26 protein-coding genes and 1 tRNA gene are annotated in these 26,990 nt (G+C 64.3%); 2 read left to right on the top strand and 25 right to left on the bottom strand.

Annotation, left to right across the window (positions count from 1 at the left end; translation table 11 throughout):
* Positions 1–63: 63 nt before the first annotated feature.
* From nuoE to DZK26_RS01635, 9 genes are all read right to left on the bottom strand, one after another.
* Positions 64–591: an NADH-quinone oxidoreductase subunit NuoE gene (gene nuoE / locus DZK26_RS01675; protein ID WP_116897178.1), complete on the bottom strand. Its 528-nt coding sequence runs from the start codon at positions 589–591 to the stop codon at positions 64–66.
* Positions 588–1,841, bottom strand: coding sequence for an NADH-quinone oxidoreductase subunit D (locus DZK26_RS01670; protein ID WP_116897177.1), 1,254 nt, complete (start codon positions 1,839–1,841; stop codon positions 588–590). Before DZK26_RS01670 ends, nuoE begins: the two co-directional genes overlap by 4 nt.
* A complete protein-coding gene (locus DZK26_RS01665) occupies positions 1,838–2,563 on the bottom strand; it encodes an NADH-quinone oxidoreductase subunit C (RefSeq protein WP_116897176.1) in 726 nt (241 codons plus the stop codon). The genes DZK26_RS01670 and DZK26_RS01665 overlap by 4 nt, the downstream gene beginning before the upstream one ends.
* Positions 2,560–3,105 carry an NADH-quinone oxidoreductase subunit B family protein gene (locus tag DZK26_RS01660; RefSeq protein WP_220337005.1) on the bottom strand — a complete coding sequence of 182 codons (546 nt, stop codon included), beginning with the start codon at positions 3,103–3,105 and terminating at the stop codon, positions 2,560–2,562. The genes DZK26_RS01665 and DZK26_RS01660 overlap by 4 nt, the downstream gene beginning before the upstream one ends.
* Entirely contained in the window at positions 3,096–3,452 is a 357-nt protein-coding gene (locus DZK26_RS01655) for an NADH-quinone oxidoreductase subunit A (protein ID WP_116897174.1), read from the bottom strand. The genes DZK26_RS01660 and DZK26_RS01655 overlap by 10 nt, the downstream gene beginning before the upstream one ends.
* A 93-nt stretch (positions 3,453–3,545) precedes the next feature.
* A tRNA-Leu gene (locus DZK26_RS01650) sits at positions 3,546–3,632 on the bottom strand.
* Between the two features lie 34 nt (positions 3,633–3,666).
* On the bottom strand, positions 3,667–4,098 hold the full coding sequence (gene secG, locus DZK26_RS01645; RefSeq protein ID WP_116897173.1) for a preprotein translocase subunit SecG: 432 nt from the start codon (positions 4,096–4,098) through the stop codon (positions 3,667–3,669).
* Between the two features lie 28 nt (positions 4,099–4,126).
* A complete protein-coding gene (gene tpiA / locus DZK26_RS01640) occupies positions 4,127–4,876 on the bottom strand; it encodes a triose-phosphate isomerase (protein WP_116897172.1) in 750 nt (249 codons plus the stop codon).
* Positions 4,877–4,961: 85 nt separating this feature from the next.
* A complete protein-coding gene (locus DZK26_RS01635) occupies positions 4,962–5,534 on the bottom strand; it encodes a DUF2845 domain-containing protein (protein WP_116897171.1) in 573 nt (190 codons plus the stop codon).
* 136 nt (positions 5,535–5,670) lie between these two features.
* On the opposite strand from DZK26_RS01635, the gene DZK26_RS01630 reads away from it, so the two are divergent.
* On the top strand, positions 5,671–6,252 hold the full coding sequence (locus DZK26_RS01630; RefSeq protein ID WP_116897170.1) for a YceI family protein: 582 nt from the start codon (positions 5,671–5,673) through the stop codon (positions 6,250–6,252).
* 105 nt (positions 6,253–6,357) lie between these two features.
* Here the strand turns inward: DZK26_RS01630 and pmbA are convergent, their stop codons facing one another.
* The 14 genes from pmbA to DZK26_RS01560 form a co-directional block, all read right to left on the bottom strand.
* Positions 6,358–7,743, bottom strand: a complete 1,386-nt coding sequence (gene pmbA / locus DZK26_RS01625; RefSeq protein ID WP_116897169.1) for a metalloprotease PmbA — start codon at positions 7,741–7,743, stop codon at positions 6,358–6,360.
* Entirely contained in the window at positions 7,740–9,170 is a 1,431-nt protein-coding gene (gene tldD, locus DZK26_RS01620; protein ID WP_116897168.1) for a metalloprotease TldD, read from the bottom strand. Before tldD ends, pmbA begins: the two co-directional genes overlap by 4 nt.
* A 34-nt stretch (positions 9,171–9,204) precedes the next feature.
* The gene (locus tag DZK26_RS01615) at positions 9,205–12,987 is read right to left on the bottom strand and encodes a YhdP family protein (RefSeq protein WP_116897167.1); all 3,783 of its coding nucleotides are present in this window, start codon (positions 12,985–12,987) and stop codon (positions 9,205–9,207) included.
* Positions 12,984–14,456 carry a ribonuclease G gene (rng, locus tag DZK26_RS01610; RefSeq protein ID WP_116897166.1) on the bottom strand — a complete coding sequence of 491 codons (1,473 nt, stop codon included), beginning with the start codon at positions 14,454–14,456 and terminating at the stop codon, positions 12,984–12,986. Before rng ends, DZK26_RS01615 begins: the two co-directional genes overlap by 4 nt.
* Positions 14,457–14,540: 84 nt before the next feature.
* Positions 14,541–15,131: a nucleoside triphosphate pyrophosphatase gene (locus DZK26_RS01605; RefSeq protein WP_116897165.1), complete on the bottom strand. Its 591-nt coding sequence runs from the start codon at positions 15,129–15,131 to the stop codon at positions 14,541–14,543.
* A 314-nt stretch (positions 15,132–15,445) separates the two neighbouring features.
* Entirely contained in the window at positions 15,446–15,907 is a 462-nt protein-coding gene (rlmH, locus tag DZK26_RS01600) for a 23S rRNA (pseudouridine(1915)-N(3))-methyltransferase RlmH (protein WP_116897164.1), read from the bottom strand.
* A 3-nt stretch (positions 15,908–15,910) separates the two neighbouring features.
* A complete protein-coding gene (rsfS, locus tag DZK26_RS01595) occupies positions 15,911–16,285 on the bottom strand; it encodes a ribosome silencing factor (protein WP_116897163.1) in 375 nt (124 codons plus the stop codon).
* A 60-nt stretch (positions 16,286–16,345) separates the two neighbouring features.
* On the bottom strand, positions 16,346–16,981 hold the full coding sequence (gene nadD, locus DZK26_RS01590) for a nicotinate-nucleotide adenylyltransferase (protein ID WP_116897162.1): 636 nt from the start codon (positions 16,979–16,981) through the stop codon (positions 16,346–16,348).
* A complete protein-coding gene (gene holA / locus DZK26_RS01585) occupies positions 16,978–17,997 on the bottom strand; it encodes a DNA polymerase III subunit delta (RefSeq protein WP_116897161.1) in 1,020 nt (339 codons plus the stop codon). The genes nadD and holA overlap by 4 nt, the downstream gene beginning before the upstream one ends.
* Complete coding sequence (gene lptE / locus DZK26_RS01580; protein WP_116897160.1) at positions 17,994–18,491, bottom strand: LPS assembly lipoprotein LptE; 498 nt, start codon at positions 18,489–18,491, stop codon at positions 17,994–17,996. The genes holA and lptE overlap by 4 nt, the downstream gene beginning before the upstream one ends.
* Positions 18,491–21,079 carry a leucine--tRNA ligase gene (gene leuS, locus DZK26_RS01575; protein ID WP_116897159.1) on the bottom strand — a complete coding sequence of 863 codons (2,589 nt, stop codon included), beginning with the start codon at positions 21,077–21,079 and terminating at the stop codon, positions 18,491–18,493. Before leuS ends, lptE begins: the two co-directional genes overlap by 1 nt.
* Before the next feature lie 85 nt (positions 21,080–21,164).
* Positions 21,165–21,695, bottom strand: a complete 531-nt coding sequence (locus tag DZK26_RS01570; RefSeq protein ID WP_116897158.1) for a hypothetical protein — start codon at positions 21,693–21,695, stop codon at positions 21,165–21,167.
* 141 nt (positions 21,696–21,836) lie between these two features.
* Complete coding sequence (locus DZK26_RS01565; protein WP_116897157.1) at positions 21,837–23,195, bottom strand: M17 family metallopeptidase; 1,359 nt, start codon at positions 23,193–23,195, stop codon at positions 21,837–21,839.
* A gap of 73 nt (positions 23,196–23,268) precedes the next feature.
* A complete protein-coding gene (locus tag DZK26_RS01560) occupies positions 23,269–23,748 on the bottom strand; it encodes a DUF2937 family protein (protein WP_116897156.1) in 480 nt (159 codons plus the stop codon).
* Between the two features lie 204 nt (positions 23,749–23,952).
* Between DZK26_RS01560 and DZK26_RS01555 the strand changes: the two genes are divergently transcribed.
* Complete coding sequence (locus DZK26_RS01555) at positions 23,953–25,062, top strand: response regulator (RefSeq protein WP_181918262.1); 1,110 nt, start codon at positions 23,953–23,955, stop codon at positions 25,060–25,062.
* 333 nt (positions 25,063–25,395) lie between these two features.
* Here the strand turns inward: DZK26_RS01555 and DZK26_RS01550 are convergent, their stop codons facing one another.
* Complete coding sequence (locus tag DZK26_RS01550) at positions 25,396–26,025, bottom strand: ABC-type transport auxiliary lipoprotein family protein (protein ID WP_116897154.1); 630 nt, start codon at positions 26,023–26,025, stop codon at positions 25,396–25,398.
* Entirely contained in the window at positions 26,022–26,990 is a 969-nt protein-coding gene (locus tag DZK26_RS01545; protein WP_116897153.1) for an MlaD family protein, read from the bottom strand. The genes DZK26_RS01550 and DZK26_RS01545 overlap by 4 nt, the downstream gene beginning before the upstream one ends.

Below are 26,990 nucleotides of genomic sequence, written 5' to 3'. Positions count from 1 at the left end.
TACCCAATATCGAGAACTCGGATCCCAATCTGTGTTCATCTGTGTTCATCTGTAGATGCCTTTTCATTCAAGCCCGTCGAGAATCTCGTCCACTTTTTCCGGTGTCAGGTTCTCGTGATAGTGGCCGTCGACGATCATCATCGGCGCTCCCGTGCAGGCGGCCAGGCATTCTTCCTCGCGCTTGAGAAAGATGCGTCCGTCCGGCGTGGTCTCGCCGATGCGCGTGCCCAGCTTCTTCTCGACGTGATCGACGATCTTGTCTGAACCGCAGAGCATGCAGGAGATGTTGGTGCAGATCGAGATCGAGTGCCGGCCGACCGGCTCGGTCTCGATCATGGAGTAGAAAGTCGCAACCTCGTAAACCCACACCGGCGGCACTTCCAGGTAATCGGCCACGCCGTCCATCAGGTCGACGCTCACCCAGCCGCCGTTCTGGTGCTGGGCGGCGACCAGGGCCTGGATGATGGCCGAGCGCCGGCCCTCGATGCCCTCGGGGAACTTGGCGCGCCAGTGATCGATCTCGCGACGCGTTTCCTCGCTCAACAGTTCGGCCTTGCCGGCGACCGCGCTTGTGGTGGCTTGATCCGTCATCGATCAATCTCTCCGAAAACGATGTCCTGCGTGGCGATGAGTGCCGCAATATCCGCCAGCATGTGCCCCTTGGCCATTTCATTCATCGACGACAGGTGCGCATACCCGGGTGCGCGCAGATGGACGCGGAAGGGCTTGTTCGCGCCGTCGGAAACCAGGTAACAGCCGAATTCACCCTTGGGCGCTTCCACCGAGGCGTACGTCTCGCCTTCGGGCACGCAGTACCCCTCGGTGAACAGCTTGAAGTGATGAATGAGCGCTTCCATGTCGTCCTTCATCTCCTCGCGCGTCGGCGGAGCCACCTTGAAGTTGCGCACGATCACCGGGCCGGGATTTTCGCGCAGCCAGGCAATGCATTGCTTGATGATTCGTGCCGACTGGCGCATCTCCTCGACGCGCACCAGGTAGCGGTCGTAGCAATCGCCATTGGTACCGACCGGGATGTCGAAATCGACCTCGCGGTACTTGGCGTAAGGCTGCTTCTTGCGCTGGTCCCACTCGACGCCGCAGCCCCTGAGCATCGGGCCAGTGAAGCCCAATTGCAGGGCGCGGTCGGGATTCACCGCACCGATGCCGACCGTGCGCTGCTTCCAGATACGGTTGTCCGTCAGCAGGGTTTCGTAGTCGTCGACGCGATCGAAGAAATCATCGGTAAACGCCTCGATGAAATCGAGCATGCTGCCCTGGCGCCACTCGTTCATCCGTTCGAGATCCTTGCCCTTGCGCCACGGCGACTCCGCCAACTTGGGCATTTCCTCCGGCAGGTCGCGGTAGACACCGCCCGGGCGGTAATAGGTGGCGTGCATGCGCGTTCCCGAGACGGCCTCATAGACGTCCAACAGGCTCTCGCGCTCGCGGAAGGCATAGAGAAAGACCGCCATGGCGCCCAGGTCGAGCGCGTTCGAACCGATCCACATCAGGTGATTGAGGATGCGGGTGATCTCGTCGAACATGGTGCGGATCCACAGCGCCCGCTCCGGCGCCTCGATGTTGAGCAGCTTTTCGATCGCCATGACGTAGGCGTGCTCGCTGCACATCATCGAGACGTAATCGAGGCGATCCATGTAACCGATGGAGTGATTGAACGGCTTGGATTCAGCCAGCTTCTCGGTGGCGCGATGCAACAGGCCGACATGCGGATCGGCACGTACGACCGTTTCGCCATCGAGTTCGAGAATCAGGCGCAGTACACCGTGGGCGGCCGGGTGCTGCGGCCCGAAGTTCATGGTGAAGTTGCGAATCTCGCTCATGAGCCGGTTCCTTCCAGCTTGTCGTCGACATAGCGGCTGTCGCGGCGAACCACACGGGCCACGGTCACGCGCGGCTCGATCTCGACCGGCTCGTAGACCACGCGGCCCTTGTCCTCGTCATAGCGCACGGTGACATTGCCGATCAGCGGGAAATCCTTGCGGAAGGGATGACCGATGAAGCCGTAGTCGGTCATGATGCGCCGCAGATCCGGATGGCCCTCGAAGACGATACCGAAGAGGTCAAAGGCCTCGCGCTCGTACCAGTTGACCGAATTCCAGACCTCGATCAGCGACGGCAGCATCGGAAACTCGTTGTCCGGCGCATAGCAGCGCATGCGCAGGCGCCGGTTGTGCTTGAGGGAGAGCAGGTGGACCACCGCGGCGAAGCGGTTGGGGAACTCGCCCGCCTCGGGCCGTTCTTCCCAGGAAAAGCGGCCGGGTCCGAGCTCGTCTGCAGCACGCGAGTAGCCCTGGCCGGTCGCCTCGGCCGTCTCCCACTCGTCGTCGCCATAGCCCAGGTAGTCGATGCCGCACAAATCGAGCAGCTGCTCGAAAGCCAGTTCGGGCTCGTCGCGCAGCAGCCAGGCGGCATCGAGCCAGTGATCGCGCGGAATTTCGACGGTCAGCTGGCCACGGTGTTCGGACATCGACGCGATCCGCTCGCCGAGGATGTCGCTCAACGACTGGGCCAGCGCCTGATTGCGGGAAGAGTACTGGGTCATGAGCGGGCGATGGTGTTGGTGCGACGAATCTTCTTGTAGAGCTGCAGTACGCCGTAGACCAGGGCCTCGGCCGTCGGCGGACAACCGGGCACATAGATGTCGACCGGCACGATCCGGTCGCAGCCGCGGGTCACGGAATAGGAATAGTGATAGTAGCCGCCGCCGTTGGCGCACGACCCCATGGAGATCACCCACTTTGGATCGGGCATCTGGTCGTAGACCTTCCTGAGCGCCGGCGCCGTCTTGTTGACCAGCGTGCCGGCCACGATCATCACGTCGGACTGGCGCGGGCTCGGCCGGAAGATCATTCCGAAGCGGTCGAGGTCGTAGCGCGAGGCCGCCGAATGCATCATCTCGATCGCACAGCAGGCGAGACCGAAGGTGACCGGCCACATCGACCCGGTGCGGGCCCAGTTGATCAGCGCATCGGCGCTGGTGGTCACGAAACCCTTCTCGATCAGCGGGTTGTCGCCGCCGGGGCGCAGGATGTCGTCAACCTGGCCCTCGGGGACCGGGTTGTGCATGATTTCACTTATTCCCATTCCAGCGCTCCCTTCTTCCATTCATAGATGAAGCCGATGACCAGGATCAGCAGGAACACGCCCATCGCCACCAGGCCGGTCACGCCGACGGAATCCAGCGCCACGGCCCAGGGAAAGAGGAAGGCGATTTCCAGGTCGAAGATGATGAACAGGATGGCCACGAGGTAGAAGCGCACGTCGAACTTCATACGTGAATCCTCGAACGCCTCGAAACCGCACTCGTAGGGCGAGAGCTTCTCGCTCGAGGGACGCCGCGGCCCGAGAATGCCACCGACCAGAAGCAGCATGACCCCCATACCGAGGCCGACGGCCAGAAACAACAGAATCGAAAAATAGTCAGCCAGCATCCTTCTACCCTGCCAGTGCGTCGATTGTCGTGGCGACTCTTGTTGTCGCAGTCTTCGCCATGCCCCAGGTGGAAGGACACCGGCGTTGCAATATGGTGCCGAAGGCCGGACTCGAACCGGCACGGCCGTTAGGCCACTGCCCCCTCAAGACAGCGTGTCTACCAATTCCACCACTTCGGCATTTTCAATGATCGAGGAGCAACCGCAATTGACCTCAGTCAACCCTCGGCGGCTGCTCCGATTCGTCCTCGGTTTCTTCTTCCTCGACCGGCACCTCGAGAAACTCCTCGTCGCTCGACTCGGCCTCCGAAGCAGCCTCGCTCGACGCCTGCTCGCCCTCGGCCTGTTCCTCGGCCGCCGGCTGCGCCAGCTGGCCGGCGACGCCGAGATCTTCGGACTGGCCGCCGACGTTGCCCGAACGGGCCACCATCACGGCCATGGTGAGGCTCACGGCAAAGAAAGCCACGCCCAGCCAGCTGGTGAGCTTGGTCAGGAAGCCGGCCGCACCGCGCGAGCCGAACACCGTGCCGGAGGCACCGGAACCGAAGGCCGCACCCATGGTGGCGCCCGGGCCGCGCTGAACCAGCACCACGGCGATCAGGGCCGCGGCCAGTAATACATGAAAAACGATGAGAACCGTATACATCAAAAATCTCGTCTAGAAACTGTCGGGATCAGGCCGCCTGATAAATCGCCATGAATGTTTCGGCCTGCAGCGATGCGCCGCCGATCAGGCCACCGTCGATATCTTCACAGGTAAACAGATCAGCGGCATTGTCGGGCTTGACGCTGCCGCCATACAGGATCCTGATTCGGCCGGCTATTGTAGCATCCTCCTCGGCAAACTGCGCCCTGATCGCGGCGTGAACTTCCTGCGCCTGTTCGGGTGAAGCCGTCTGTCCGGTGCCGATCGCCCAGACCGGCTCATAGGCCACCACGGCACGAGCGAACGCCTGAATACCGGCTGTTTCGATAACGCTGGCGATCTGTTGACCGATGACCTCGCGCGTGCGTCCGGCTTCCCGCTCTTCGAGCGTCTCGCCGACACACAAAATCGGCTGCAGCCCGGCATCCTGGGCCGCGACGAACTTGCCGGCTACCACATCGTTGCTCTCGTCATGCAACGCACGCCGCTCTGAATGACCCACCAGCACGTAGGAACAATTCCAGTCGGCCAGCATGGCGCCGGAGACTTCACCGGTGTAGGCACCGCTGGCATGGGCGCTAAGGTCCTGAGCACCGAGCACGACCGGCGTGGCGTCCACCAGCGAATCGACCAGCGGCAGGTAGGGAAACGGCGGCAGCACCATGACCTCGGCGGTCCGGTTCGGGTCGAGGCGGGCGAGAATGCCGCCGATCAGGCTGCGGATCTCGGGCTTGCTGCCGTGCATTTTCCAGTTGCCGGCAATCAGCTTGGTACGCATGGTTTCACCATCGGGCAGTCAATGAAGGACGCAGATTCTACTGCTTTCGGGCAAGGGGGATAAAGTAGAAGATGAGCGAATCGATTCAGGGAATGGACATTCGCTGCAATCGCCCCTCGACAAACAGCAACTCACGCGGTTGCCGCCGGGGCCCGAATTCATAGGTCCAGACGTGATGCTCGCCCTGGCGATAAGCACTGCCGCCGAAGTACCCGTAGTGCTGCGCCGACGGGATCTCGTAGCTGTAATCGGGCAGCCCGCAGCGGGCGAAAACCTCCGCGGTCGTCTTTCCGGCCTGGGTCAGCTCGTGGGGGCCGCAGCGGCGGCTGCCGGGCTCGTAGTCGACGCCGTATCCGAGGTCTCGCACGCGGGAAAGTCGCCCATTGATGAACTCCAGTCGACGCATGAAGTGGTTCGCCCCGAAGTTCAGCGCCCAGACCTCGACTCGCGCCAGTCCCAGTAGACGGCCGTGACGATCAGCAGCCAGCGGGCGGTCGTAGGATTCCGTCCAGAAGGGCTCGGGGCATTTGCGCGCCACTTCCCAGATCCGGTCGCCGACGCTGACGATGCGCTGACCGCAGTAAAAACCGTCGTTGACGCCCAGGGCGAGCGAGGGCGCAAGCAAGAACAGCCCGAGAGCAATCGTCAGCACTTTCATACCTTGTCGAGCCTACTGGCCAGCCATGAACGCAAACTGAATTCCGTTCACGCCCCCTTGTCGGAAGCAAGAGATGATCCACCCACGATGCAATAATGACAATTCTGTCGTACCCGCACGGAGGAGTTTGCACTATATGAAACATCATCTGATGACCGCTCTTTTCGCCATGGCCCTGGCGCTGCCGCTACAGGCGGCCGAGCGCTACGAGATCGACACCGAGGGCATGCACGCCTTCGTGCAATTCAAGATTTCGCACCTGGGCTTTTCCTGGCTTTACGGGCGATTCAACGATTTCGAGGGCGAATTCACCTTCGATCCGGAAAATCCCGAGAACTCCGCCGTGCAGGCAACGATCCAGACCGCCAGCGTCGACACCAACCACGAGCGGCGGGACAAGCATCTCAGAAGCGACGATTTCCTGAATGTCGAAAACCACCCCGAAGCCACTTTCGAGTCCACGGACTTCGAGCCCCTGGGCGACGATCGCTACCGCTTGACCGGTGAATTCACGCTACGCGGGATCAGCCGGGAAATCGAAATCAACGTCACCGAAATCGGCGCCGGCGAGGATCCCTGGGGCGGCTTCCGCCGAGGCTTCCAGGGCCGCACCGAGCTGCCGCTGGAATTTTTCGGCATCGACTACGACCTGGGCCCGACGGCCGAGGAAGTCGAGATCATTCTCTCGATCGAGGGCGTGCGACAGGACGAAGACTGAGGAATCTGTGGTCTGTGGTCTGTGGTCGGTGGTCTGTGTGTCGTTTCGTCGTTTCGACTGACTACTGACTACTGACTACTGACAACCGACCACCGACCACCGACTTTAGCCGGCATCTTGGCCGGCGATAGTCATCTCGTCAACCAGCAGGGAGCCGGTGCGGATGTTGTGGCGCGGATCCACGTCCGTACCCGCCGCACGCAGCCCTGCGAGCATGTCGCGCAGGTTGCCGGCGATGGTGATTTCCTCGACCGCTGCGCCGACCTTGCCGCCTTCGACCCGGAAACCCGCCGCGCCCCGCGAGTAGTCACCGGTGACCAGGTTGATCCCCTGACCCATCAGCTCGGTAACCACCACCCCGTCGCCCATTTCGGCGATCAGTTCATCGAAGGAATGCGTCGCGCCGACGAATTCCAGGTTGTGAATGCCGCCGGCGTTGGCGGTGGTCTCCAGCCCCAGACGGCGCGCCGAATAGCTGCTGAGCACGTAGCGCGCGAGTACGCCCGACTCGACCAGCGGCGACTCGCGCGTGGCGACCCCGTCTGCGTCGAAGGCTGACGAACGCGGCCCCCGCGGCAGATGCGGGCGTTCGATCAACGAGGCCCACTCCGGCATCACGCGCTCACCGACGGCATCGAGCAGATAGCTGCTGCGCCGATACAGATTGCCGCCGGAGACGGCCGCGACCAGGTGGCCGATCAGACCGCGGGCAACTTCCGGCGCGAAAAGCACGGGCATGCGCCCGGTGCGAATACGCTTGGAATCCAGGCGACGAACGGCCCGACGTGCCGCACCGACACCCGTATGCTCCGGCGCAGCCAGGTCGGCCCAGCGTCGCTGTGTATCGTATTCGTAGTCGCGTTGCATGCCCGATTCATCCCGGGCAATCAGCACGCAGCTCTGGGAATAGCCCGTGCCACGCATGCGCCCGATAAAGCCGTGGCTGTTGGCATAAACCCCGAGATTGGCCTCGCTCGTCACGCTTGCCCCCTCGGAATTGGCGATGCGATCGTCGGCATCCCGACCGGCCTGCTCGATGGCCAGGGCGCGGGTAACCAGATCATCCAGCGCAATGTCGTCGGGATGCCACAGATCCAGGTCGGGTAACTCGCTCGCCATCAGTCGGGCATCGGCCAGGCCAGCGGCGCGATCGGGCTGGGTATTGCGGGCAATGGCCAGGGCGCGCTCGATCGTCTCGTCGATCGCTTCCGGGCGCAGATCGCCGGTACTGGCACTTCCCATGCACTGGTTGGTGTAGACGGTGACATCCACGCTGCGGTCACGCGCCTCCTCGAGGGTCTCGATTTCGCCCAGGCGTACGCTCGCTTCCCGCCCCAGGCTCGAGCCGAGGGAAACCTCGGCCTGGTCGGCGCCACCGGCACGGGCCCGGTCGAGCACGTGCTGGGCAATGCCGACCAGCAGTTCGGTTTCACGCTCGGGGTCGTGCAGCAGGGCGGTATTGTCGCTGTCGATCAACGGGCTGCGACTCATCCCGTACCTCCGACCGTGAGCCCGTCGATTCTCAGCGTCGGCTGACCCACCCCCACGGGTACGCCCTGGCCTTCCTTGCCGCACACACCCACACCGGAGTCGAGTTCGAGATCGTTGCCGACCATGCCCACGCGCGTGAGTACGTCCGGGCCGTTGCCGATCAGCGTGGCACCCTTGATCGGTGCGCCGACCTTGCCGTTCTTGACGCGATAGGCCTCGGAGGCGGCAAACACGAACTTGCCGGAGGTAATGTCCACCTGCCCGCCGTTGAAACCGACCGCGTAGATGCCGTCATCGACCGAAGCCAGGATTTCGCCCGGGTCGTGACTGCCCGGCAGCATGTAAGTGTTGGTCATGCGCGGCATGGGCAGGTGGGCGAAAGACTCGCGACGCCCGTTGCCGGTGGGCTTGCCGCCCATCAGGTGGGCGTTGAGCTTGTCCTGCATGTAGCCCACCAGGCGTCCGTTCTCGATGAGGGTATTGCAAGCCGACGGCGTGCCCTCGTCGTCAATGCTCAGCGAGCCGCGCCGGTCTTCAAGCGTGCCGTCGTCGACGACCGTACACTCGGGCGTCGCCACCATCTCGCCCATGCGATCGGCAAAGGCCGAAATGCCCTTGCGGTTGAAGTCTCCCTCGAGACCGTGGCCGACGGCCTCGTGCAGCAGCACGCCGGGCCAACCCGAACCCAGCACCACGGTCATGTAACCAGCGGGTGCGGCTTCGGCCGTCATGTTGACCGCGGCGATCCGCACGGCCTCGCGGGCATGTTCCTGCCAGAATTCCGGCTCCATGATCGATGCCATCCCCCAGCGACCGCCACCGCCGGACATGCCCTGCTCGCGCCGATCGCCCGATTCCATCAGTACCCGGATATCCAGCCGCACCAGCGGCCGGACATCCCCGGCGAGCAAACCGTCGGTGGCGGCCACCAGGATCGAATCGTGACTGGCGGCGATATTGACGCTGACCTGGCTGACGCGGTCATCGAGCGAACGCACATAGGCGTCTATGGTGCGCAGCAGCTCGACCCGATCCGACGATTCGCCGCCACCGACGGGATCATGCGCGCCGTAGCGCGCCGGTGCGTTCCGCGGCTGACCGACGTGCGCCATACCGTTGCCACCCGCACGGGCGATGGCCCGCGCGCTGCCGGCGGCATCGAGCAGGGCCGGCAACGCCATGGAATCGGCATACGCGAAACCCGTGCCGGCACCGGCCACGGCACGGACGCCCACGCCCTGATCGGAGTCGAAGCTGCCGCTCTTGACGGCGCCGTCCTCGAGCGACCAGCCTTCGCTGACGCGGCGTTGAAAATAAAGCTCGCCGAAGTCGATCTGCGAAGACACCAGCCGACCGAGCGCCAGCTCCATTTCCTGTTCGCCTACGCCGGCCGGGGCCAGGAGGCTGTCGAGTACTTGTTTATACATAGTGCACAGGATATTCGGTCGCGGGTGGATGGTTTCAATCGGGCGGCCGGGATGAAGTCTCGTTTTCGTCCCCATTATCGTCGCGGATGTAATCCGGTTCGGCGGCGCGGGCGTCGATCAGTTCGACGTTCGGATCTTCCCAGGGGCCCGTGACCCGGTACCGGGCTTCGCCGATGCCCTGTAGCGGGCGCTCGAGCAGACTGCGCAGGATCAGACCCGCGGCAGCGCCGGCCGGACCGCCCGCCAGGCCGCCGAGTACCGGCAACGTGCCGCTCACCCCGGGCTCGACCAGGACCGTCTGGTCGTAGGTCTGCCCGCCCAGATCGGTCTCGCCACTGACGGTGATATCAGCGGCCGGCGACTCGAGACGGAGCCCTTCGGTCCTGGCCAGGCCGTCGTCGATTTCGAAAGAACCCTCGATCCGATCGAATTTCAGCCCCTCGCCGAACACATCACGAAAGTCGAGCATCAGGCGCCGCGGCATGGCGCTGAAACTGATCAGGCCGACCAGCCGGCCGGCACCGGGCTGCGCTTCCGGGATGCGGCCGTCGCTCATGACCAGGTGCAGGTTGCCGCTGAGCCGGGCCAGGGCAAAATCAACCGGCGCGCCCGACCAGCGCCCCTCGATGTCCACCTGCGCACGGTCGACCATGAACTGCGATTCCTGACCGAAGCTCTCGAGCAGGGCCGGCAGGTCGGTGCTGATCATGCGTCCCTGGAACTCGGTCACCGGGCCGTCGTCCTCGAGAATCCAGCGCCCGTATCCGCTCAATTCCAGCTGCGGCCCGGCCACCTCGACCTGCTCGATCTCGATTCCGTCCCGGCGTGTGTGACTTTCGATCCGCACGCGCCCCAGCGGAAAATCCCCGAAATGCAGGTTTTCGACCAGCAGGTGGATGGGCGGAAAATCAGTCGGCACACGCACTCGCGTCTGCTCCGGCACCGGCGCCTGCGCCAGATCGTCGACCGGGCGTTCGGCCAGGCTGCGGGCCAGATCCAGGCGCTGGAGATCGATCGCCACGACCCGCCCGGAATCGATCGGCAGCGGAACGCTGATCACGCCCTCGATGGACTCGCCCGACAATCCCAGCTGCCACTCCGCCTTGCCGCGCTGTGCATCGAGCGCAACTTCACGCAAGCTCAAATCACCATAATCGAGACGCCCGAGTTGAAGCCGGATAACCCCCGATCCTGTCGCATCCGAGCCGGTTGGCGACATCGAAAGACTCGACAACCAGTCACTCCAGTCCTTCAAATCCAGCCGACCAATGCTTCCGGATACTTCAAATCCCCCCGCCGAAGGCAGTTCCGGTGCTGCCTGATCCAGACCGGCCGCCAGGCGCCAGCGACCGCCCATGTCCTCGGCCCTGAGGTCGAGCCAATCGCCCAGGCGGCCACTGACCGTCAGCCCACCATCCTGCCCAAGCACACGCAAATCCAGAGCCATCGATTCGTCGGCCGACTTGCTCAAAGGATGCGGAAAATCCAGCGAGAGTCCGCGCAGATCGGACTCGGCTTCCAGCTGCCAGCCGCCCGCCGGCTGGGCGCCGAGGCGCAACTGCCACTGGCTGGCACCAGCGATTCGATCGGCCAACGCGGAGAAAGGCGGACGATCGGGAAGCATGCGCGAAAGTGGCAGGTTACCGCTCACGCCCAGACGCACCGGCGATGAAAACCCGGCCTCGATTTCCAGGCTGCCGTCCTCCGCTCCGGCCATCTGCAGTTGCGCCGGCTCGATGCCACTGCGGTCGAAGGAAACACTGCCACGCAATTCGGGGCAACGCAGGTTGACATCCGGCAAGGCCAGCGTCGTTCCCGCCAGGGCCACGCGGCCGTCCAATTGCCACTCGGACATGCGACGCACCGGCAGGAAAAGATCCGTTTGCACCGACAGCGTGCCCGAAGCGGCGATGGGGTCGACGAAGCGCGACCAGCCTTCGATCGGAAAGGACGCGACCAGATCCCGCAGTGGCCCCGCCGCGACCCGGTCCGCGGCCAATGAAATATCGATCTCAGGCTCGGTCAAATCATCGATGACGACCCGCTCGGCAGAGACCGGCACGTCTCCGAATCGCCCGGCATCGACACGGGCGACCATGCTGCGGCCAACGAAATCGACCCGGCCACCGAGATCCCGGGCCAGCGGCCAGTCCTCCCAGAAATCCAGTTCGGCCCCGCGGAAATCGATCCAGGCCTGAAAATCGCCCGCATCCCAGGTAGGAAACTTGCGACCGGCGCGGAAATGGTAGTTGAGTCCACCGCTGGCCCCGGAAACACCCAGCAGAGCATGATCCAGCCAGGCGAGCGCCTTGGGCGGAATCTTTCCGGCCGGCAACCATGGACGTGGATCGACGGCGCCGACCCGGTCGGAAATGACAGTGAAGTCGAGGAAGGGCCGCTCGCCGCCGAGCCACACCCAACCGTTGGCCCGGCCCTCGGCCTCGGGCCGCTCACCCACGATATCGTCGAGTTGCACCGCGTCCGGCGAAACGATGATCCGGCCGGAAATCGTATCGATGGGAATCGTGCGGCGCATCCTGTCCGGCCAGTCGATCACGGGGCTGCCCGACAGCGACAAGGCGGCACGATCGCCGGCCACGCCCAGGTCGAGATCCAGATCGGCCAGGCCAAGCCGATCCCCCGGCAGATCGACCGTCAGGTCGTCGACCGCACCCTCGAGCCGGTGAAAAGACCCCGGATGCCGGTACAGCAACTCGAGACCACTGATCTGACCCGACATCGACTCCGGCCAGTGCCGCCAGCCGCCCAGCCAGCGCCCCGCCAGCTCGTGAAGGTCGGCAAGCGCCAGACTGGAAACGGACGCTGCCCATCGATTGTCTTCGTTGGCCAGCACGACATCCTCCACAAGCGTCCGCCCGCCGCTCGCCAGGCGGACCAGTTCGGCGTCGATTCGGCGGTCCGTGCGCTCCAGGCGCAGTTGCGCGCTGGCATTGAATCCGTCGCTGCCCGTCAGTTCGAAATCCAGGTCCGCCGAGCCGCCGCGCGCCTCGTGCCAGCCGAATACCAGGCCGGCATCGAGACGGTCCGGCGGCAGACGCAGGAAATCGGGAAGAAGACGGTCGAGCCCGGGCGCGGTCAAGCGCAGTCGCCTCATGTCCACGCGGCCCGACAGGGAGCGCAGACGGCCGTCGACATGGCGGCCCAGCAGTGTCAACGACAGTTCCGCCTCCGGGGCGGCGGCCGGGTGTGCCCGCGCCACCAGCGTCGTGCGGTCGCCGCGGCGCCGAATATCGCCTTCGCTGATGACCAGATCGAGCCGCGGACCGTCATGCGGGCGTACCCGAACGCTCACATCCCGCAAGATCAGGTCACCGGCGAGCGCCTCATCACCGCCGGACGCTGCGCCGAGTTCGCCGCCGTCTTCCAGGCGCAGGCCCCAGCGACCGGTCTCGTCCTCGGCCAGCACCAGGTCGAGGCCGAGCAGTACAAGGCGAAAGGGATTGCGATCCGGTCGCACCAGGTCCGGCAGATGCAGTTCCAGCCGGGCCCGGGCAACCTCGAGCAGCGGCGCGTCGCCGGGACCGGCCTCGAGACCGTTGAGCGTGATCTGCGGTGTCAGGCGCGGCCAGCGCGCCTCTACACGCTCGATCGTCACCGGCTGGTCGAGCCGCTCGGACAGCTGCGTCTCCAGCCACGGCCGAAGCTCGTCGGCGTAGGGGATGAGCAATCGCCCGATGCCGACGATCACCGCCGTGGCGATGATGAGCACCGCCGCGATCGCGGCCAGCCATTGCCGCACCCGTTTCAGGGCCGTTCGCGTCTTCGATGCCGGGTTGTGGGCGCTGCGTTCGCTCAAAGCAAGACCACGTCGAACTGTTCCTGGTCGTACTGCTCTTCCGGCTGGAACTGGATGCTGGTTCCCAGTTGCTCGGTCAGCTCGGCAATCGAGCGGTGGTGTTCCTCGAGCATGCGATCGACCACAGCCGGGCAGGCCATCACCCGCATTTGCCCGGTCTCGAACTGGCGCACGGCCCGCATGATCTCGCGGAAGATTTCCGAGCAGACAGTGTCAACACTCTTGACCCGGCCGCTGCCGTCGCAGGACGGACAGGATTCGCACAGGCGATGCTCGAGGCTTTCGGTGGTGCGCTTGCGCGTCATCTCCACCAGACCCAGCGGCGAGATTTCCGACACGGTCGTGCGCGCATGATCGCGTGACAACGCCCGTTGCAGCGTCCGCAGTACCTGGCGCTTGTGATCGTCCTCGCTCATGTCGATGAAATCGATGATGATGATGCCGCCGAGGTTGCGCAGCCGAAGCTGGCGCGCAATCGCCTGGGCCGCCTCTAGATTGGTCTTGTAGATGGTTTCCTCGAGGTTGCGATAGCCCAGGTAGGAGCCGGTGTTGACGTCGACGGTGGTCATCGCCTCGGTCTGGTCGATGGTCAGGTGCCCGCCGGATTTCAACGGCGTGCTGCGATCGAGCGCGCGCTCGATCTCGGTCTCCACACCATAGAGATCGAACAACGGCCCTTCACCGTCATAGAACTCGATGCGATCGGCCCATTCGGGAAAGAATTCGCCGGCGAAACGCACCGCCCGCTGAAAGGTTTCGCGTTCGTCGATGCGCACCTTCTCGATGCCGGCGTGCATGAGATCCCTGAGTGAGCGGTACGGCAAGGACAGGTCCTCGTAGACCAGCTGCCCGGCGACTGCCTGGTCGGCGTCGGCCTCGATTCTCGGCCACAGTCGCCGCACGTATTTCAGATCCCGGGCCAGGGCGTCGCTCTCGATGCCCTCGGCATTGGTGCGAATGATGAAACCGTGCTCGGGCTCCTCGCCGGTCAATTCGCGCAGCAGGCCGCGCAGCCGCTCACGCTCGATTTCGGCCTCGATTCGAACCGACACGCCCAGGCTGGTCACGCCCGGCAGCAACACCAGGTAGCGCGACGGAATGCTTAGTTGGGTGGTCAGACGCGCACCCTTGGTGCCGAGCGGATCCTTGATTACCTGGACCAGCAGCTTCTGTCCCTGGCTGACCAGTTCGGTAATCAGAGGAATAGGTCGAGCTTCGCCCTCTTCGTCCAGTTCGGGCTGGCGCGGCACGATGTCGGTCGCATGCAGGAAGGCCGTGCGCTCCAGGCCGATATTGACAAAGGCCGCCTGCATGCCCGGCAGCACCCGCTCGATCCGGCCCATGTAGATGTTGCCCACGTAGCTGGTATCGCCGCTGCGCTCCAGGTAGAGCTCCTGCAACAGGCCGCTTTCGACGACGGCCACGCGCCGCTCCGTCGGCGAGACGTTGATCAGTATTTCATCACTCACGGCCGAGAAGTCCGCTCAAGCTATTTGGTATTGGGCAAGAATAGCACCAGCGCCATCCGGGAAGCCTCCAGACACGGCGCCGCGTCAGTCGGCAAGCCGGGCTTCGCGCAACAGTTCGCCGGTTTCGAACAGTGGCAACCCGACCACGCCGGTGTAGCTGCCCGAAAGCGATCGTACCCAGATGCCGGCCGCCCCCTGGATGCCGTAGGCGCCGGCCTTGTCGTGCGGCTCGCCGGAAGCGACGTAGCGATCGATCCAGGCGGCGGGCAGCTGGGCGAATTCGACCCGTGTGACGCTCAAGCGTTCATCAATCCCGCCATCCGTCGCGGCCAGGGCGACCGCCGAAAGCACGCGATGTTCACGGCCGGACAGGCGCTCGAGCATTTCGCGTGCCTGTTCGTCATCGCCCGGCTTTCCCAGGCATTCGTCATCGAGGACAACGGCAGTGTCCGAGCCGAGCACGAAGCAATCGTCGACTTGCCCGTGGATCGCCATCGCCTTCTCGCGCGACATGCGCCGCACATAATTCTCCGGCGGCTCCCCCTCACGCACTGTCTCGTCAATATCCGCGGGCTGAACGTCGAAGTCGATCTCGAACAGCGACAGGAGTTCGCGGCGGCGGGGCGAGGCGGAAGCCAGAATGAGGCGGGTTCGTATATTCGTTCTTTCGTTCATTGGTTGTTTCGTTTTTCGGTTCGCGAGATTGTGCGATAGAGGGGGCCAAGTAGGGCCTGAGAAAACGGCGAAGTTTCGGGCCCCAGTCGCCTTGTTTGGGGAGGCTTCGCTTCAGTTCGACGCAGTGGCGAGGCCCTCAGCGAAGCCTCCCCAAACAAGGCGACGTCGACACCCCGGCCGGTGTGCAGCCATTCGCTGTCGGCCCGGCCCGGGATGCTTTGCTGAAGGCCTCGCCACCGCGTCGAACTGAAGCAAAGCATCCCGGGCCGGGCCGACGTCGGAGCCACCATAACCAGCCAGTGAAGGGCCCCCGTTCAGGCTCGATGGTAAGGATGCCCGCTCAGGATCGTCGAAGCGCGGTATAGCTGCTCGGCCACCAACACGCGCACCAGCATGTGGGGCAGCGTCGCGGGGCCCAGTGACCAGCGTTCGTCGGCACGTTCGAGCGCCGATGAATGGAGCCCGTCGGCGCCGCCGATCAGGAACCAGACCGGATCGCCGTCGAGCTGCCATTGTTCCAGCCGGGAGGCCAGCTTTTCAGTCGACCAGGGTCGCGCCGTGATCTCCAGGACCACCACGCGGACACGCTCGGGCAACTTGCCGAACAGGCGTTCGGCTTCCAGGGAAGACTCGCGGCCTGCACCGGCCTTGCCGGCCACCGGCACCTCGACCAGTTGCAGCGGCAGATGGGGCGGCATTCGCCGGGCGTATTCCCGCCAACCGTCGGCCACCCAGGCGGGCATGCGGGTGCCCACACCGGCGACCACCAGGTCCATGGTTCAGGCCTGGGCGCGTGTTGCCGGTGGTGCCGCCCAGAGTTTCTCGAGGTTGTAGAAAGCGCGCGTCTGGGGCTGCATGACATGAACGATGACGTCGGCCAGGTCGACCAGCACCCAGTCCGCGTCGTCGGCTCCTTCCACACCCAGCGGCTGAATGCCGAGCGACTTGACGCGCTGTACCAGCCGGTCGGCCGCGGCCTTGACCTGGCGGGAAGAAGTCCCCGAGGCGATGACCATGTAGTCGGCGAAGCTGCTGCGCTCGGACAGATCGATAACCTGGATGTCCTGGGCCTTGGCATCTTCCAGAACGGCGACGGCGAGATCCCGCAAATCCTGCGGGCCGGTCAATTCCTTTTCGCTCAACGAATTACCCATGATTGAACACGCTGCGTATTTTACGCCCGTTGCGCCACGCTTTCAGCAAGCGTGATGCGGTCATTGATAAAGGCCGTGTTTACGGATATAGGCCAGCACGGTCGACGGCAGCAGAAAACGCGGGTCCCGGCCTTCGGCCACTTGCCGGCGAATGTCGGTCGAGGAAATGGCCAGCTGGGTCACACCCAGGTAGCAGACCCGGCCGGACTCGACTTCCATCAACTGGGCGGGACGGCGTATGCGACGTTCGCGCAGCACCTTTTCCACTTCGCCCGTGTACTTCGGCCGGCTGCGGGGACGCTTCATGACCAGCAGGTGGGCCAGTTCGAGCAGTTCGCGCCAGCGATGCCAGCCGCTGAGCTGGTTGGCGGCATCCTGCCCCAGGCAGAGAATGATCGGGCGCGGCCCGACCTCGTCGCGAATGGAAGCCAGAGTCTCGACCATGTAGGAGGGGCCATCGCGACGCACCTCGCGTTCGTCGACAGTCAGGTCGGGATAGGGCGCCAGTGCCAGTTCGAGCATGGCCAGGCGATGATAGGCCTCCGCCCCGGTATAGTCACGATGCGGCGGGATGCCTGCTGGCAACAGGCGGAAATCGTCGACGGCCAGCTTCTCGCAAACCTCGGCGGCCGCGCGCAGATGGCCGTAATGCACCGGGTCGAAAGTGCCGCCGAAGATGACCGTGGCGTGATTCATGCCGCGCTGTACTCCGGGCGATTGGTGGCGAGCGCCACGCACAGGCGCTCGAGCCTGAGCCAGAACATTTCGCGACCGGTCGACTTCGACAGCAGATCGAGTTCGGAGAGCCGGGCCAGGGTCTGGCGCACCAATTCGGGCGAAATGCGGCGGGCAGCGTCGGCCACCGGTTGCTGCCGGCTCTTCCAGATCCCCAGGGTCTTGAAAGCCTGCCCGGCCGATTGCGTGCGCGTGAGCAACTGGAAATTGCCGATGGTCTGGAGCTCGCGCGCCAGCGCCCCGACGATCATCGGCATCGGCGTATCGGCCTCTCTGAGCCCTCGGATGCAGCGCACAGCCGGGCCGGCCTGTCCGGCCAATACCAGTTCGATCAGGCGAAAACTGTCGAAGCGTGCGCTGTCGGCCACCGCCGCTCGCACCTCTTCGAGACCGATCTGCCCGCCCGGATAAAGCAGGGCCAGGCGCTCGATCTCCTGCGCGGCGGCCAGCAGATTGCCTTCCAGCCGCTCGGCCAGGAAACGGCATGCAGGCTGGTCGGCCTGGATACGCCGACTGGACAGACGCTGGGCGATCCACTGCGGCAACCGCTGCGGCTTGACCTTCCAGCAAGGCACGTACACGCCGGCCGCGTCCAGGGCCTTGGCCCAAGCGGTCTTCTCACTGCCCATGTCCCAGGCATCGCACTTGACCAGCAGGATGTCGTCGCCATCCTGTTCCACGAACTCGCGCAACGCCGCGCCACCTTCACGCCCGGGCTTGCCCGAGGGCAGGCGCACTTCCACCAGACGCTGGGTGGCGAACAAAGATCCGGTTTCGGTGGCGCTGCCGAGCTGGCTCCAGTCGAAGCGTGCATCGGCCTCGAGCACCAGGCGTTCACCCACGCCGGCCTCCCGTGCGCCGGCCCTGAGAGCGTCGCAGGCCTCCTCGATCAGCAAGGGCTCCTGGCCGGCGATCAGGTAGACCGGGTCCAGGCCTTGCTTGAGGCGCTGTGGCAGCTTTTCGGGAAACAGTTTCATCCGCTGGTCCCGGCGAGCGCCTCCAGGCGCCGGACCAACTGGGTCGCCATCGCCCGGCCGAGCTCGTCGCGCAGGAATTCTTCCTCGCGCTGGGCGGCCAGGATTTCGCCTTCGTCGAAGCTGTAATCGCGCGTGAGCCGGAGCGTGGAACGCTCGAGCGCTACCTCGCCCTGGGTATCTTCCAGCCGCCAGGTGACTTCGAACACGATCAGGTACTCGCGCACCCGCGCCTGGCCAGTCACCGACAGCGCTTGGCGCCAGATGTTCTGCGAATCGATGCGGAGCGTGGCAGCGCCCGGCCCCGGTTCTTCGGTGACCTCGACGCCGTTGGCCTCGAGCAGCAGCCCGAGTTCCCGCATGAACACGGTACTGTCGTCGGCCACCGCCACGAAGGTCCGATCCATGAACGCCGGCAGGCGAGCCTCGCCCCGCAGCTGAAAACCGCAGGCGGTCAGCATCGCAGCGACGACAATGACGAGGATGGCGCGAGGCATCAGCCGACCACGATATTGAGGAGCTTGTCGGGGACCAGGATGACTTTTCTAATCGTCTTGTCCTGTACGTGGCGAGCGACATTGTCGTCGGCCATGGCCGCGGCCTGCACCGCCTCCTTATCCGAGCCCGGCGCCACCTGGACGCGCCCGCGCACCTTGCCGTTGACCTGCACCACCACGGTCACGGCGGCACGCGTCAGGGCCGATTCGTCGACCGCCGGCCAGCCCGCCTGGAACACCGAACCTTCGCGGCCCAGGTCGCGCCAGAGCGCTTCGGCAATATGCGGCGTGACCGGCGCGATCAAGCGAACCACCGATTCCCAGGCCTCCTGAACCAGTTCCCTTCCGGGCTCGTCCCCGGGCTCGAAGCGCTGCAGTTCATTGCAGAACTCCATGATCGCGGCAATCGCCGTATTGAAGGTCTGGCGCCGACCCATGTCGTCGCCCACCTTGGCGATGGTCTCGTGCAACCGGGTGCGCAACTCGCGGGCCTCGCCGTCGAGCTTTTCGGGCTTGCGGCCCGGCAACGTACCTTCGGCGACATGCGCCTTCACGCCCGCGTGCAGCCGCTTGAGAAAGCGCCAGGCGCCTTCAACCCCCGCCTCCGACCACTCCAGCGACTGCTCGGGCGGGGCGGCGAACATCGAAAACAGGCGCACCGTATCGGCGCCATAGGTATCGACCAGTTCCTGAGGATCGACGCCGTTGTTCTTTGACTTGGCCATCTTCTCGATACCGCCCGGCTCGACCGGCCGCCCATCGGATTCGAGCACGGCACTGAGAATTTCGCCCTTGCCGTCGCGCTGCACCTCGACGTCGGACGGATTGAACCAGATCCTGCGACCGGCTTCATCCTCGCGGTAATAGGTTTCGGCCAGCACCATGCCCTGGGTGAGCAGGCGCCTGAAAGGCTCGTCGACATGGACCAGGCCCTCGTCGCGCATCAGCTTGGTCCAGAAGCGCGCGTAGAGCAGGTGGAGGATGGCGTGTTCGATGCCGCCGATGTACTGGTCGACCGGCATCCACTGATCGGCGCGCTTGTCGACCATGGCGTCGTCGTTGTCCGGGCCGGTGTAGCGCAGGAAATACCAGGACGAATCGACGAAGGTGTCCATGGTGTCGGTCTCGCGCTTCGCCGCCGTGCCGCATTCGGGGCAAGCGGTTTCGAGAAATTCCGGGTGGCGGTTGAGCGGGTTGCCCGAGCCGTCGGGCACGAGTTCCTCGGGCAAGATGACCGGCAGGTCCGCTTCGGGCACCGGTACGTCACCGCAGTCGGGGCAATGGATGATCGGAATCGGGCAGCCCCAGTAGCGCTGGCGCGAGATACCCCAGTCACGCAGGCGAAACTGCGTGCGGGCGCGGCCGAGGCCCTTCTTTTCCAGGTCGGCGACGATCGCCTCGAAGCCCTTCGACCATTCGAGGCCGTCGTAGGGCCCCGAATTGACCAGGCGGCCCTGCTTGGCGGCGTAGTCGTCGTGCCAGTTACGATCGTCGTATTCGCGATCGTCAGGCAGGCTGATGACCTGGCGGATAGGCAGGTCGTACTTGAGCGCGAACTCGAAATCGCGCTCGTCGTGGCCGGGCACGGCCATGATCGCGCCCTCGCCGTAAGTCATCAGCACATAGTTGGCCACCCACACCGGCAACTCGTCGCCGGTGAGCGGGTGGACGGCCTTCAGGCCGGTGTCCATGCCCTTCTTTTCCTGTACGGCGATATCGGCTTCCGACACGCCGCCTTTCTGGCATTCGGCGATGAAATCGGTCAGCGCCGGGTTGCCCTCGGCGGCCTGCCTGGCCAGCGGGTGCTCGGCGGCGACGGCCATGAAGGTCGCGCCCATCAGGGTGTCGGGACGGGTGGTGAAGACCTTGATCGTCTCGCCCTCGCAGGCGAACTCGATCTCGGCGCCTTCGCTCTTGCCGATCCAGTTGGCCTGCATCGTGCGCACCCGCTCCGGCCAGCCGTCGAGCGTATCCAGACTTTCGAGCAGCTCGTCGGCATAGTCGGTGATGCGCAGGTAATACATCGGAATTTCACGCTTTTCCACCGGGGCCCCGGTGCGCCAACCGCGCCCGTCGATGACCTGCTCGTTGGCCAGTACGGTCTGATCGACCGGATCCCAGTTGACCGAGCCGGTTTTCTTGTAGGCAATGCCGCGCTTGAGCAGACGCAGGAAGAACCACTGGTTCCAGCGGTAATACTCGGGATCGCAGGTGGCCAGTTCACGCTCCCAGTCGATGGCGAAGCCGAGCTGCTTGAGCTGACTGCGCATGTGCTCGATGTTGTCGCGCGTCCACTTTGCCGGCGGCACCCCGTTGGCCATGGCCGCATTTTCGGCCGGCAGGCCGAAGGCATCCCAGCCCATGGGCTGGAGTACACGCTGGCCCTGCATTCGGTGATAGCGGGAAATGACGTCACTGATGGTGTAGTTGCGCATGTGGCCCATGTGCAACTTGCCCGATGGATACGGAAACATGCTCAGGCAATAGAAACGCTCGCCTTCGCCGGATTCGGCCTGGTGAGCGTCGTGTTCTTCCCAGTAGCGGCGAATCTCGGGCTCCAGTTCGCCTGGGTGGTAGCTGTCAGACACCGTTGAAATGGTTCCTGCTGGTTGTCGCTTCTAAAACGCACGCCGCCCCGGGGCGGGGCGGCGCGCTCGGGGACGTCATGGAAACTTACTGCTCGCCGCCTTCCTCGCCGTCGTCGGACTCCTCGTCCATACGCTCGGCCAGGCGATCCCAGGCAGACTGGGCTTCCTGCCAGGCTTCCCGCGCCTCGGCGCTGGTGCCTTCCCAGGTATCACCGGCGAATTGGCTGGCTTCTTCCCAGGCATTCTTGGCCTGCTTGCGGGACCGTTCGGCCGCTTCACGCGCCTCTTCCCAGGCATCACCACTTCCTTCCTCGGCAGCCGCCAGCGCCTCTTCAGTCTTGACTCGGGCCTCTTCGGCCAGTTCGCGAGCGCGCTGCCAGACCTGCTCATGCAGCGCTTCTTCGTCGGTCGTTGGACCTTCTTCGACGAATTCCTCGATCTCCTCGCGGGCCTCCTCGCCTTCTTCCTGGGCCTCTTCGTAGGCTTCGGCCGCTTCCTCGCCGGTTTGTTCGACCTGCTCGGCCGCTTCGTCACCGGCCTCCTCGATTTCACTGGACTCTTCGGACTGGCAGGCCGCCAGCGCCAGGATGATCGTCAGAATCAACAGATAACGCATCGTATTCCTCCTAGAAGCGCATATACCGCGCACTTGTCCGCCAACGCTTATCGTAACGCCATTGTCCGCCCTCGACACCTGTTTTTTGGCGCTGCTGGCACCGATCAAAAGGTCGCCGGGGAGAGCAGGCGACTCGGAAAATCACTCATAGAGCGACGCCAGCCACTGCCACATGCTGCGCAGCCCCTGGGCCTCGCCCCCGGCCGGTCGTCCGGGGCGGTCGGACAGGTTCCACGCATAGATATCGAGGTGGTACCAGTCGATACCTGCATCGACGAAATGGTCGAGGAACAGTGCCGCCGTGAGACTGCCGCCGAAGCTGGAAGTGCCGGTATTGGAAATGTCGGCGATCGCCGGCTCGATCTGCTCGCGATAGGGTTCGAACAGGGGCATGTGCCAGAGCGGATCCTCGAGCTCGAAACTCAGATCCTGGATGGTGCGGGCCTTCTCGGTGTCGCGGCCGTAGATCGGCGGCAGATCCTCACCCAGCGCGATGCGGGCCGCACCGGTCAGCGTGGCGAAATCGATGATGCGCTCGGCGCCCTCCTCCGAGGCCAGGGTCAGGGCATCGGAAAGCACCACCCGTCCCTCGGCATCGGTATTGCCGATCGCCACGCTGGTGCCCTTGCGCGTATTGATGATGTCCGAGGGCCGGTAGGCGTTGCCGGAGATGGCGTTTTCCACGGCCGGAATGTAGACGCGCAGGTTCACATCGAGCCCCAGCGTCATGATGATCTTCGCCAGGCCCAGGACGTGCGCGGCCCCGCCCATGTCCTTTTTCATCAGCAGCATCCCCGCGCCGGGCTTGATGTTGAGCCCGCCGGAGTCGAAGATCACGCCCTTGCCCACCAGGGCCAGGGACGGGGCATCCTCGCGCCCCCACTGCATGCGAATCAGCCGCGGTGCGCGGCTGGCGGCCTGGCCAACCACGTGGATGGCGGGGAACTCCTTTTCCAGTCGCTCGCCCTCGATGACCTCGCAATCGGCGCCGTGTTCCGAGGCCAGGGTGCGCGCGGTATCGGCCAGCTCGCCCGGACCGAGATCGATGGCGGGGGTGTTGACCAGGTCGCGAACAAAAGCCGAGGACTCCGCTAATGTGCGAACACGCTGTTCACTCCCCGGTTCCAGAACCAGCCGGGCGCCGGGCCTTTCCATTTCCTTGTAACGATCGAAGCGGTAGCAACCCAGAGCCCAACCGATGGCGGCGCGTTCCTGTTCCTCGGCCGGCCAGTCCGTCTGGAGATGGTAGTCCCCCTCGGGCAAGTTGGAAGGCAGGTGGGCGAGGGCCCACAGGCGATCACTGGGCTCTCTCCCGGCCAGCACCTCGCCAATACTGCTGTGTTCGTCGGGCACGAGCAGGAGTTCACCGGGCTTCGCCCGGAACCCGCTGGCTTCGACCCAGCGGCGGGTCCTTTCATCGGCGGAACTTTTCCAGGCTTCCAGGCCTTCGGAATCCAGGGAATGAACGGGAATGGACCGCTCGGGGGAAACGCTGAACATGACGACTCCAGATTGTTATCAAGAAGCCGTCTAGGATAGCGTAGCGCCAGCCTCGTCAGGCGCCCACTCCGAATCAACCGGTGCGCAGCCGGCGCCGGCGCCGAACGACGGCCGCCGGCGACTTGAACAGCTCATAGATCACGAGTGCAACCAGCACGCCGAGACCGGTCCAGATCAGGGAAGTCGCATCGATGGGCACCGCCGGCGTAAACGTCTCCCAGGCTCGACGGGCAATCTCCGAATCGCCATGCCGCATCACGAGAATGGGCTGCATCAGGGGTGTGGCCTCGGCAATGGACGCATAGGTTGCCTCCAGTTCGGCCACACGATCGGCGAAGCCCGCCACGGCCTGGCTCCGCTCAGCTGCCGTCAATTCGGGTACCAGAATCCCGCGCTCGACCAGGTCGAGCGTCCGCCGTGCCTCGTCGAGATGGCCACCCAGGCGCTGCAGATACGCCTGGGTAAAGGCGGGGGCCTGGGATAGCCCCATGCCGCCGCCGGCACCGGACACGGCGCTGCCCAGATTATCGAACTTTCGGCCCATCCAGCTCATTGCAGCCAGTCTCCGGCGCGGTCACCGGCAAGTCAAGCCAGGGCGCCGGGCGTTGCCGGTGTGTGCCGTCAATTGACCCCTATTGTCACCCGAGGCCGGGCCTCGAATTTTTCGAGGGGCTTTCAAGCGGCCTGTTGAGCGCCATTTCAACAGGCTGCAGCAAGTTCCTGAAGAACATGGCACGCCAATTGCATGATTGATCGCATGAACGCCGCCACACACACCAGTCCGTCTTCATCCCGACCCCGCATCCTGTTCGTGGATGACAGCCGGCTCATGCGCGCCTGCGCCACCCGCATTCTGGGCCAGCAGTTCGACCTGGTACTGGCCGAATCGGCGGAGCAGGCCTGGGAGCTGCTGCAGACCGACTTGCGCATCGAAGCGCTGTTCAGTGATCTGCACATGGGCGGCAAGAGCGGTCTTGACCTGCTGCAGCAGATCCGCCACGCCCAGAAACCGCACCTGGTCGACCTGCCGGTGGTGCTGATCACGGGCGAAGAAGATGGTGAGCGCAAACGCAAGCACGCCCTGCTGCTCGGCGCCACGGACTTCATTTCCAAGCCCTTCCAGGCCAGCGAACTGACCGCACGCGCCTCGGCCTACGCACACAGCGGCCAGTCAGCCAGGCGCCTGCGCCTGCTCGAGCAGGACCATCACATCGACCCGGAAACCGGGCTCGGCAACCGTCGCTACTGCGAGGAACGGTTGATGCAGGCGATGAGTTTCGCCCATCGTCATCAGCAAGCGCTGACGATCATGCACCTGCGCCTCGACGGCCTCTCGGCATTGCTCGAGGAACTGGGCGAAACGCATGCCTCGCGAGCGCTCAAGCGCATCGGCACTACCCTGAGCCGCAGGGTCCGGCGTGAAGACACGGTATTTCGATCCGACAGCGAAACCTTTTCCTTCCTGCTTCCGGCCACCGACGCCGAGGGCGCCGAAATGCTGCAGGAACGCTTCATGCCCGACCTCGACGAACTGGGACTGCGCCCAGCCGGCGAAGTACTCGATGTGGAAGCCGGATTCATCATCCAGACGCCGCCCCCGCCGAACGGTCGTGACGGAGCGCATATTCTTGAAGAAGGCCTGGCCGGTCGCGCCAGCCCCGTCGCGCCAGGGACGAGGCGCGAGCCGGGTCTCGGCATCGAACAGGCACTGCGCATGATCGAGCGCGGTCAGGGCGATCGGATCAAACCACACCTGGCGTCGCTGAAAGTGCGACTGCATCCCCTGCTCGTCATGCTCGAGGAAGCAGACCGTAGCAGCGGCAGAGACGACGATCCCTCAGGCCGCCGGCCCTGGCGCTCTCACTAAGGCACCTGCGCAACTGCCACCGGCTAAAGCCGCTGGCTTGATGTTACGGCTCGAAGCCGGATTGATCGGCCATACGCCGATTGGTTTAAGTACCAAATCACAAGCACCAAATTTCAAACAATTTCCAATGAACGAAATTCCAATGACCCAAATCACGACTGGGGTCAGATTACACCAGGAGTGCCTTCACCCGCCCATATGCGTATACCTGTCACTTCGGCTCCATGGCCATTTCGGTCTTTAAGAATTCGGTTCTTGGAGATTTGTTTGGGCATTGGCGCTTGGAACTTGGAATTTTTCAAGCTCGAAAAGGCGAGCGGTTTACGGAACGAGTTATTCAGGTGCTACTTGAGCATCACCCCTCGCCATCTTCGGCCGCAGCCAGTCGGCAAGATCGCTAAATACCTCGCCCATGGCCGTTTCCATGGCCGTCACGGAAGCATCCAGCGAATCGCCGCCTGCCGGTTCCCGACCTTCCAGGGTATTGACGGCCAGTAACCGCCCAACCGCATCGAACAACCGCACCACCACAATCACTTCGGCTTCGAGCCCGCCGGAGCGCTCGGCCATTTCGAACCGGCGCATGACCAGTTCCAGGCGAAATTCCGCCGGCAGGCTTCCGGTGCGACCGACCGTGGCGACGCGACCATCGAGAAACCGGACCAGCAAGTCCTGCAGCAGGTCCGGGGCGCGGTCGATCCACGCCGTTCCTTTCCAGGGCATCAGCGTGCGATCGCGCCGGACCAGAATGCGCGTCGAGTCCCGGGTCTGGTCGGCTTCGGGCCTGGAAACGGCAAGCGTCCGCTCGGCAGGATCGGCCTGTGCCGGCTGCGGGGCATCCACCTCCGGCGCGATCAGCCGGTAAGCCGTCTTGCCACCGCCGAGCGCGCAGGCTGAGAGAAACACCACGGCGATCGTTACGACAATCGGCACGATCGCCAGTCTGTTGAGGGAAGACATCATTTCGGATCGTACTCCTCGGGTCGTTCGTCGCCGAGCAGGAAACCGGCCGGACTGCGTTCGAACTTCTCGGTCATGGCGGAAAGCTCGTCGATGAGCTGGCGAAACTCCTGGACCGCCGGTCCGAGCGGCGTGATGACCTGGTCACCGAAACCGCCCACGGCGGCCTCGTTACGAGCCACCATTCGATCAATCCGCTCGGCCGTGACCGACAATTGTTCCATGGTATCGCGCAACTGATCGGCGGCCTGCGGCAAGGTCTCGACCAGTGCCGGCTCGAGGCGCTCCAGCGAAACCGAGATTTCCGCCACGGTGGCCCGGAATTCCTCGAGCAACGGCAGCAACTCCTCACTGCCCCGATGCAGATTCTGCACGATCTCACCGACGCGCTCGCCTTCACCATTCAATGTATTTACGAACGCATCGATGTTGTTCAGTGTGGTATTCACGCGCTGCGCATTTTCTTCGTTCAGGAAGTCCAGCAGGCGCAGCATGACCTCGCTGGCGGTGCTGGCGATGTCCTCGGAGGTTTCGATCAGTCGTTGCAGGCTCGATTCCTCGGCAATGATGATCGGCCGCTCGCGCCCTGGCTCCGCCTCGAGCACAGGGCTGTCCGACGTACCACCGCGAAGCTGGATGGTGGACACGCCCGTCAATCCCGAGACCGACAGCCGCGCGGTCGTGTCCTCGCGCAAGGGCACCTGGGATTCGATACGAATGACGGCGATGACCCGGCCGGGGTCATCGGGGGAAAGCCGCAGGTCACGTACGCTGCCCATGCTGATGCCGTTGTACTGCACGGTCGAACCCACGTTGAGGCCGCTGACCGGCTGCAGGAAATGCACCTCCACTTCCCGCCAGGCCTCGTCGCTCGCCCACTTGGCCGACCACAGGCCGCCGAGTACCAACAGAATGGCGCCCGCCAGCGTGAACGCTCCGATCAGTACGTGATTGGCCCGCGGTTCCAT

Origin of the sequence: Wenzhouxiangella sp. 15190, assembly GCF_003417465.1 — a bacterium.
Classification (GTDB): Bacteria; Pseudomonadota; Gammaproteobacteria; order Xanthomonadales; family Wenzhouxiangellaceae; genus Wenzhouxiangella.
The sequence above is the reverse complement of the archived record's forward strand: the minus strand, read 5'-3'. Positions and strand labels throughout refer to the sequence as shown.

Bases quoted from the DNA above. Each gene is read 5' to 3' on its own strand.
- nuoE (WP_116897178.1), bottom strand. From the start codon at position 591: ATGACGGATCAAGCCACCACAAGCGCGGTCGCCGGCAAGGCCGAACTG.
- DZK26_RS01670 (WP_116897177.1), bottom strand. From the start codon at position 1,841: ATGAGCGAGATTCGCAACTTCACCATGAACTTCGGGCCGCAGCACCCG.
- DZK26_RS01665 (WP_116897176.1), bottom strand. From the start codon at position 2,563: ATGACCCAGTACTCTTCCCGCAATCAGGCGCTGGCCCAGTCGTTGAGC.
- DZK26_RS01660 (WP_220337005.1), bottom strand. From the start codon at position 3,105: ATGGGAATAAGTGAAATCATGCACAACCCGGTCCCCGAGGGCCAGGTT.
- DZK26_RS01655 (WP_116897174.1), bottom strand. From the start codon at position 3,452: ATGCTGGCTGACTATTTTTCGATTCTGTTGTTTCTGGCCGTCGGCCTC.
- secG (WP_116897173.1), bottom strand. From the start codon at position 4,098: ATGTATACGGTTCTCATCGTTTTTCATGTATTACTGGCCGCGGCCCTG.
- tpiA (WP_116897172.1), bottom strand. From the start codon at position 4,876: ATGCGTACCAAGCTGATTGCCGGCAACTGGAAAATGCACGGCAGCAAG.
- DZK26_RS01635 (WP_116897171.1), bottom strand. From the start codon at position 5,534: ATGAAAGTGCTGACGATTGCTCTCGGGCTGTTCTTGCTTGCGCCCTCG.
- DZK26_RS01630 (WP_116897170.1), top strand. From the start codon at position 5,671: ATGAAACATCATCTGATGACCGCTCTTTTCGCCATGGCCCTGGCGCTG.
- pmbA (WP_116897169.1), bottom strand. From the start codon at position 7,743: ATGAGTCGCAGCCCGTTGATCGACAGCGACAATACCGCCCTGCTGCAC.
- tldD (WP_116897168.1), bottom strand. From the start codon at position 9,170: ATGTATAAACAAGTACTCGACAGCCTCCTGGCCCCGGCCGGCGTAGGC.
- DZK26_RS01605 (WP_116897165.1), bottom strand. From the start codon at position 15,131: ATGAACGAAAGAACGAATATACGAACCCGCCTCATTCTGGCTTCCGCC.
- rlmH (WP_116897164.1), bottom strand. From the start codon at position 15,907: ATGGACCTGGTGGTCGCCGGTGTGGGCACCCGCATGCCCGCCTGGGTG.
- rsfS (WP_116897163.1), bottom strand. From the start codon at position 16,285: ATGGGTAATTCGTTGAGCGAAAAGGAATTGACCGGCCCGCAGGATTTG.
- nadD (WP_116897162.1), bottom strand. From the start codon at position 16,981: ATGAATCACGCCACGGTCATCTTCGGCGGCACTTTCGACCCGGTGCAT.
- holA (WP_116897161.1), bottom strand. From the start codon at position 17,997: ATGAAACTGTTTCCCGAAAAGCTGCCACAGCGCCTCAAGCAAGGCCTG.
- lptE (WP_116897160.1), bottom strand. From the start codon at position 18,491: ATGCCTCGCGCCATCCTCGTCATTGTCGTCGCTGCGATGCTGACCGCC.
- DZK26_RS01570 (WP_116897158.1), bottom strand. From the start codon at position 21,695: ATGCGTTATCTGTTGATTCTGACGATCATCCTGGCGCTGGCGGCCTGC.
- DZK26_RS01565 (WP_116897157.1), bottom strand. From the start codon at position 23,195: ATGTTCAGCGTTTCCCCCGAGCGGTCCATTCCCGTTCATTCCCTGGAT.
- DZK26_RS01560 (WP_116897156.1), bottom strand. From the start codon at position 23,748: ATGAGCTGGATGGGCCGAAAGTTCGATAATCTGGGCAGCGCCGTGTCC.
- DZK26_RS01555 (WP_181918262.1), top strand. From the start codon at position 23,953: ATGAACGCCGCCACACACACCAGTCCGTCTTCATCCCGACCCCGCATC.
- DZK26_RS01550 (WP_116897154.1), bottom strand. From the start codon at position 26,025: ATGATGTCTTCCCTCAACAGACTGGCGATCGTGCCGATTGTCGTAACG.
- DZK26_RS01545 (WP_116897153.1), bottom strand. From the start codon at position 26,990: ATGGAACCGCGGGCCAATCACGTACTGATCGGAGCGTTCACGCTGGCG.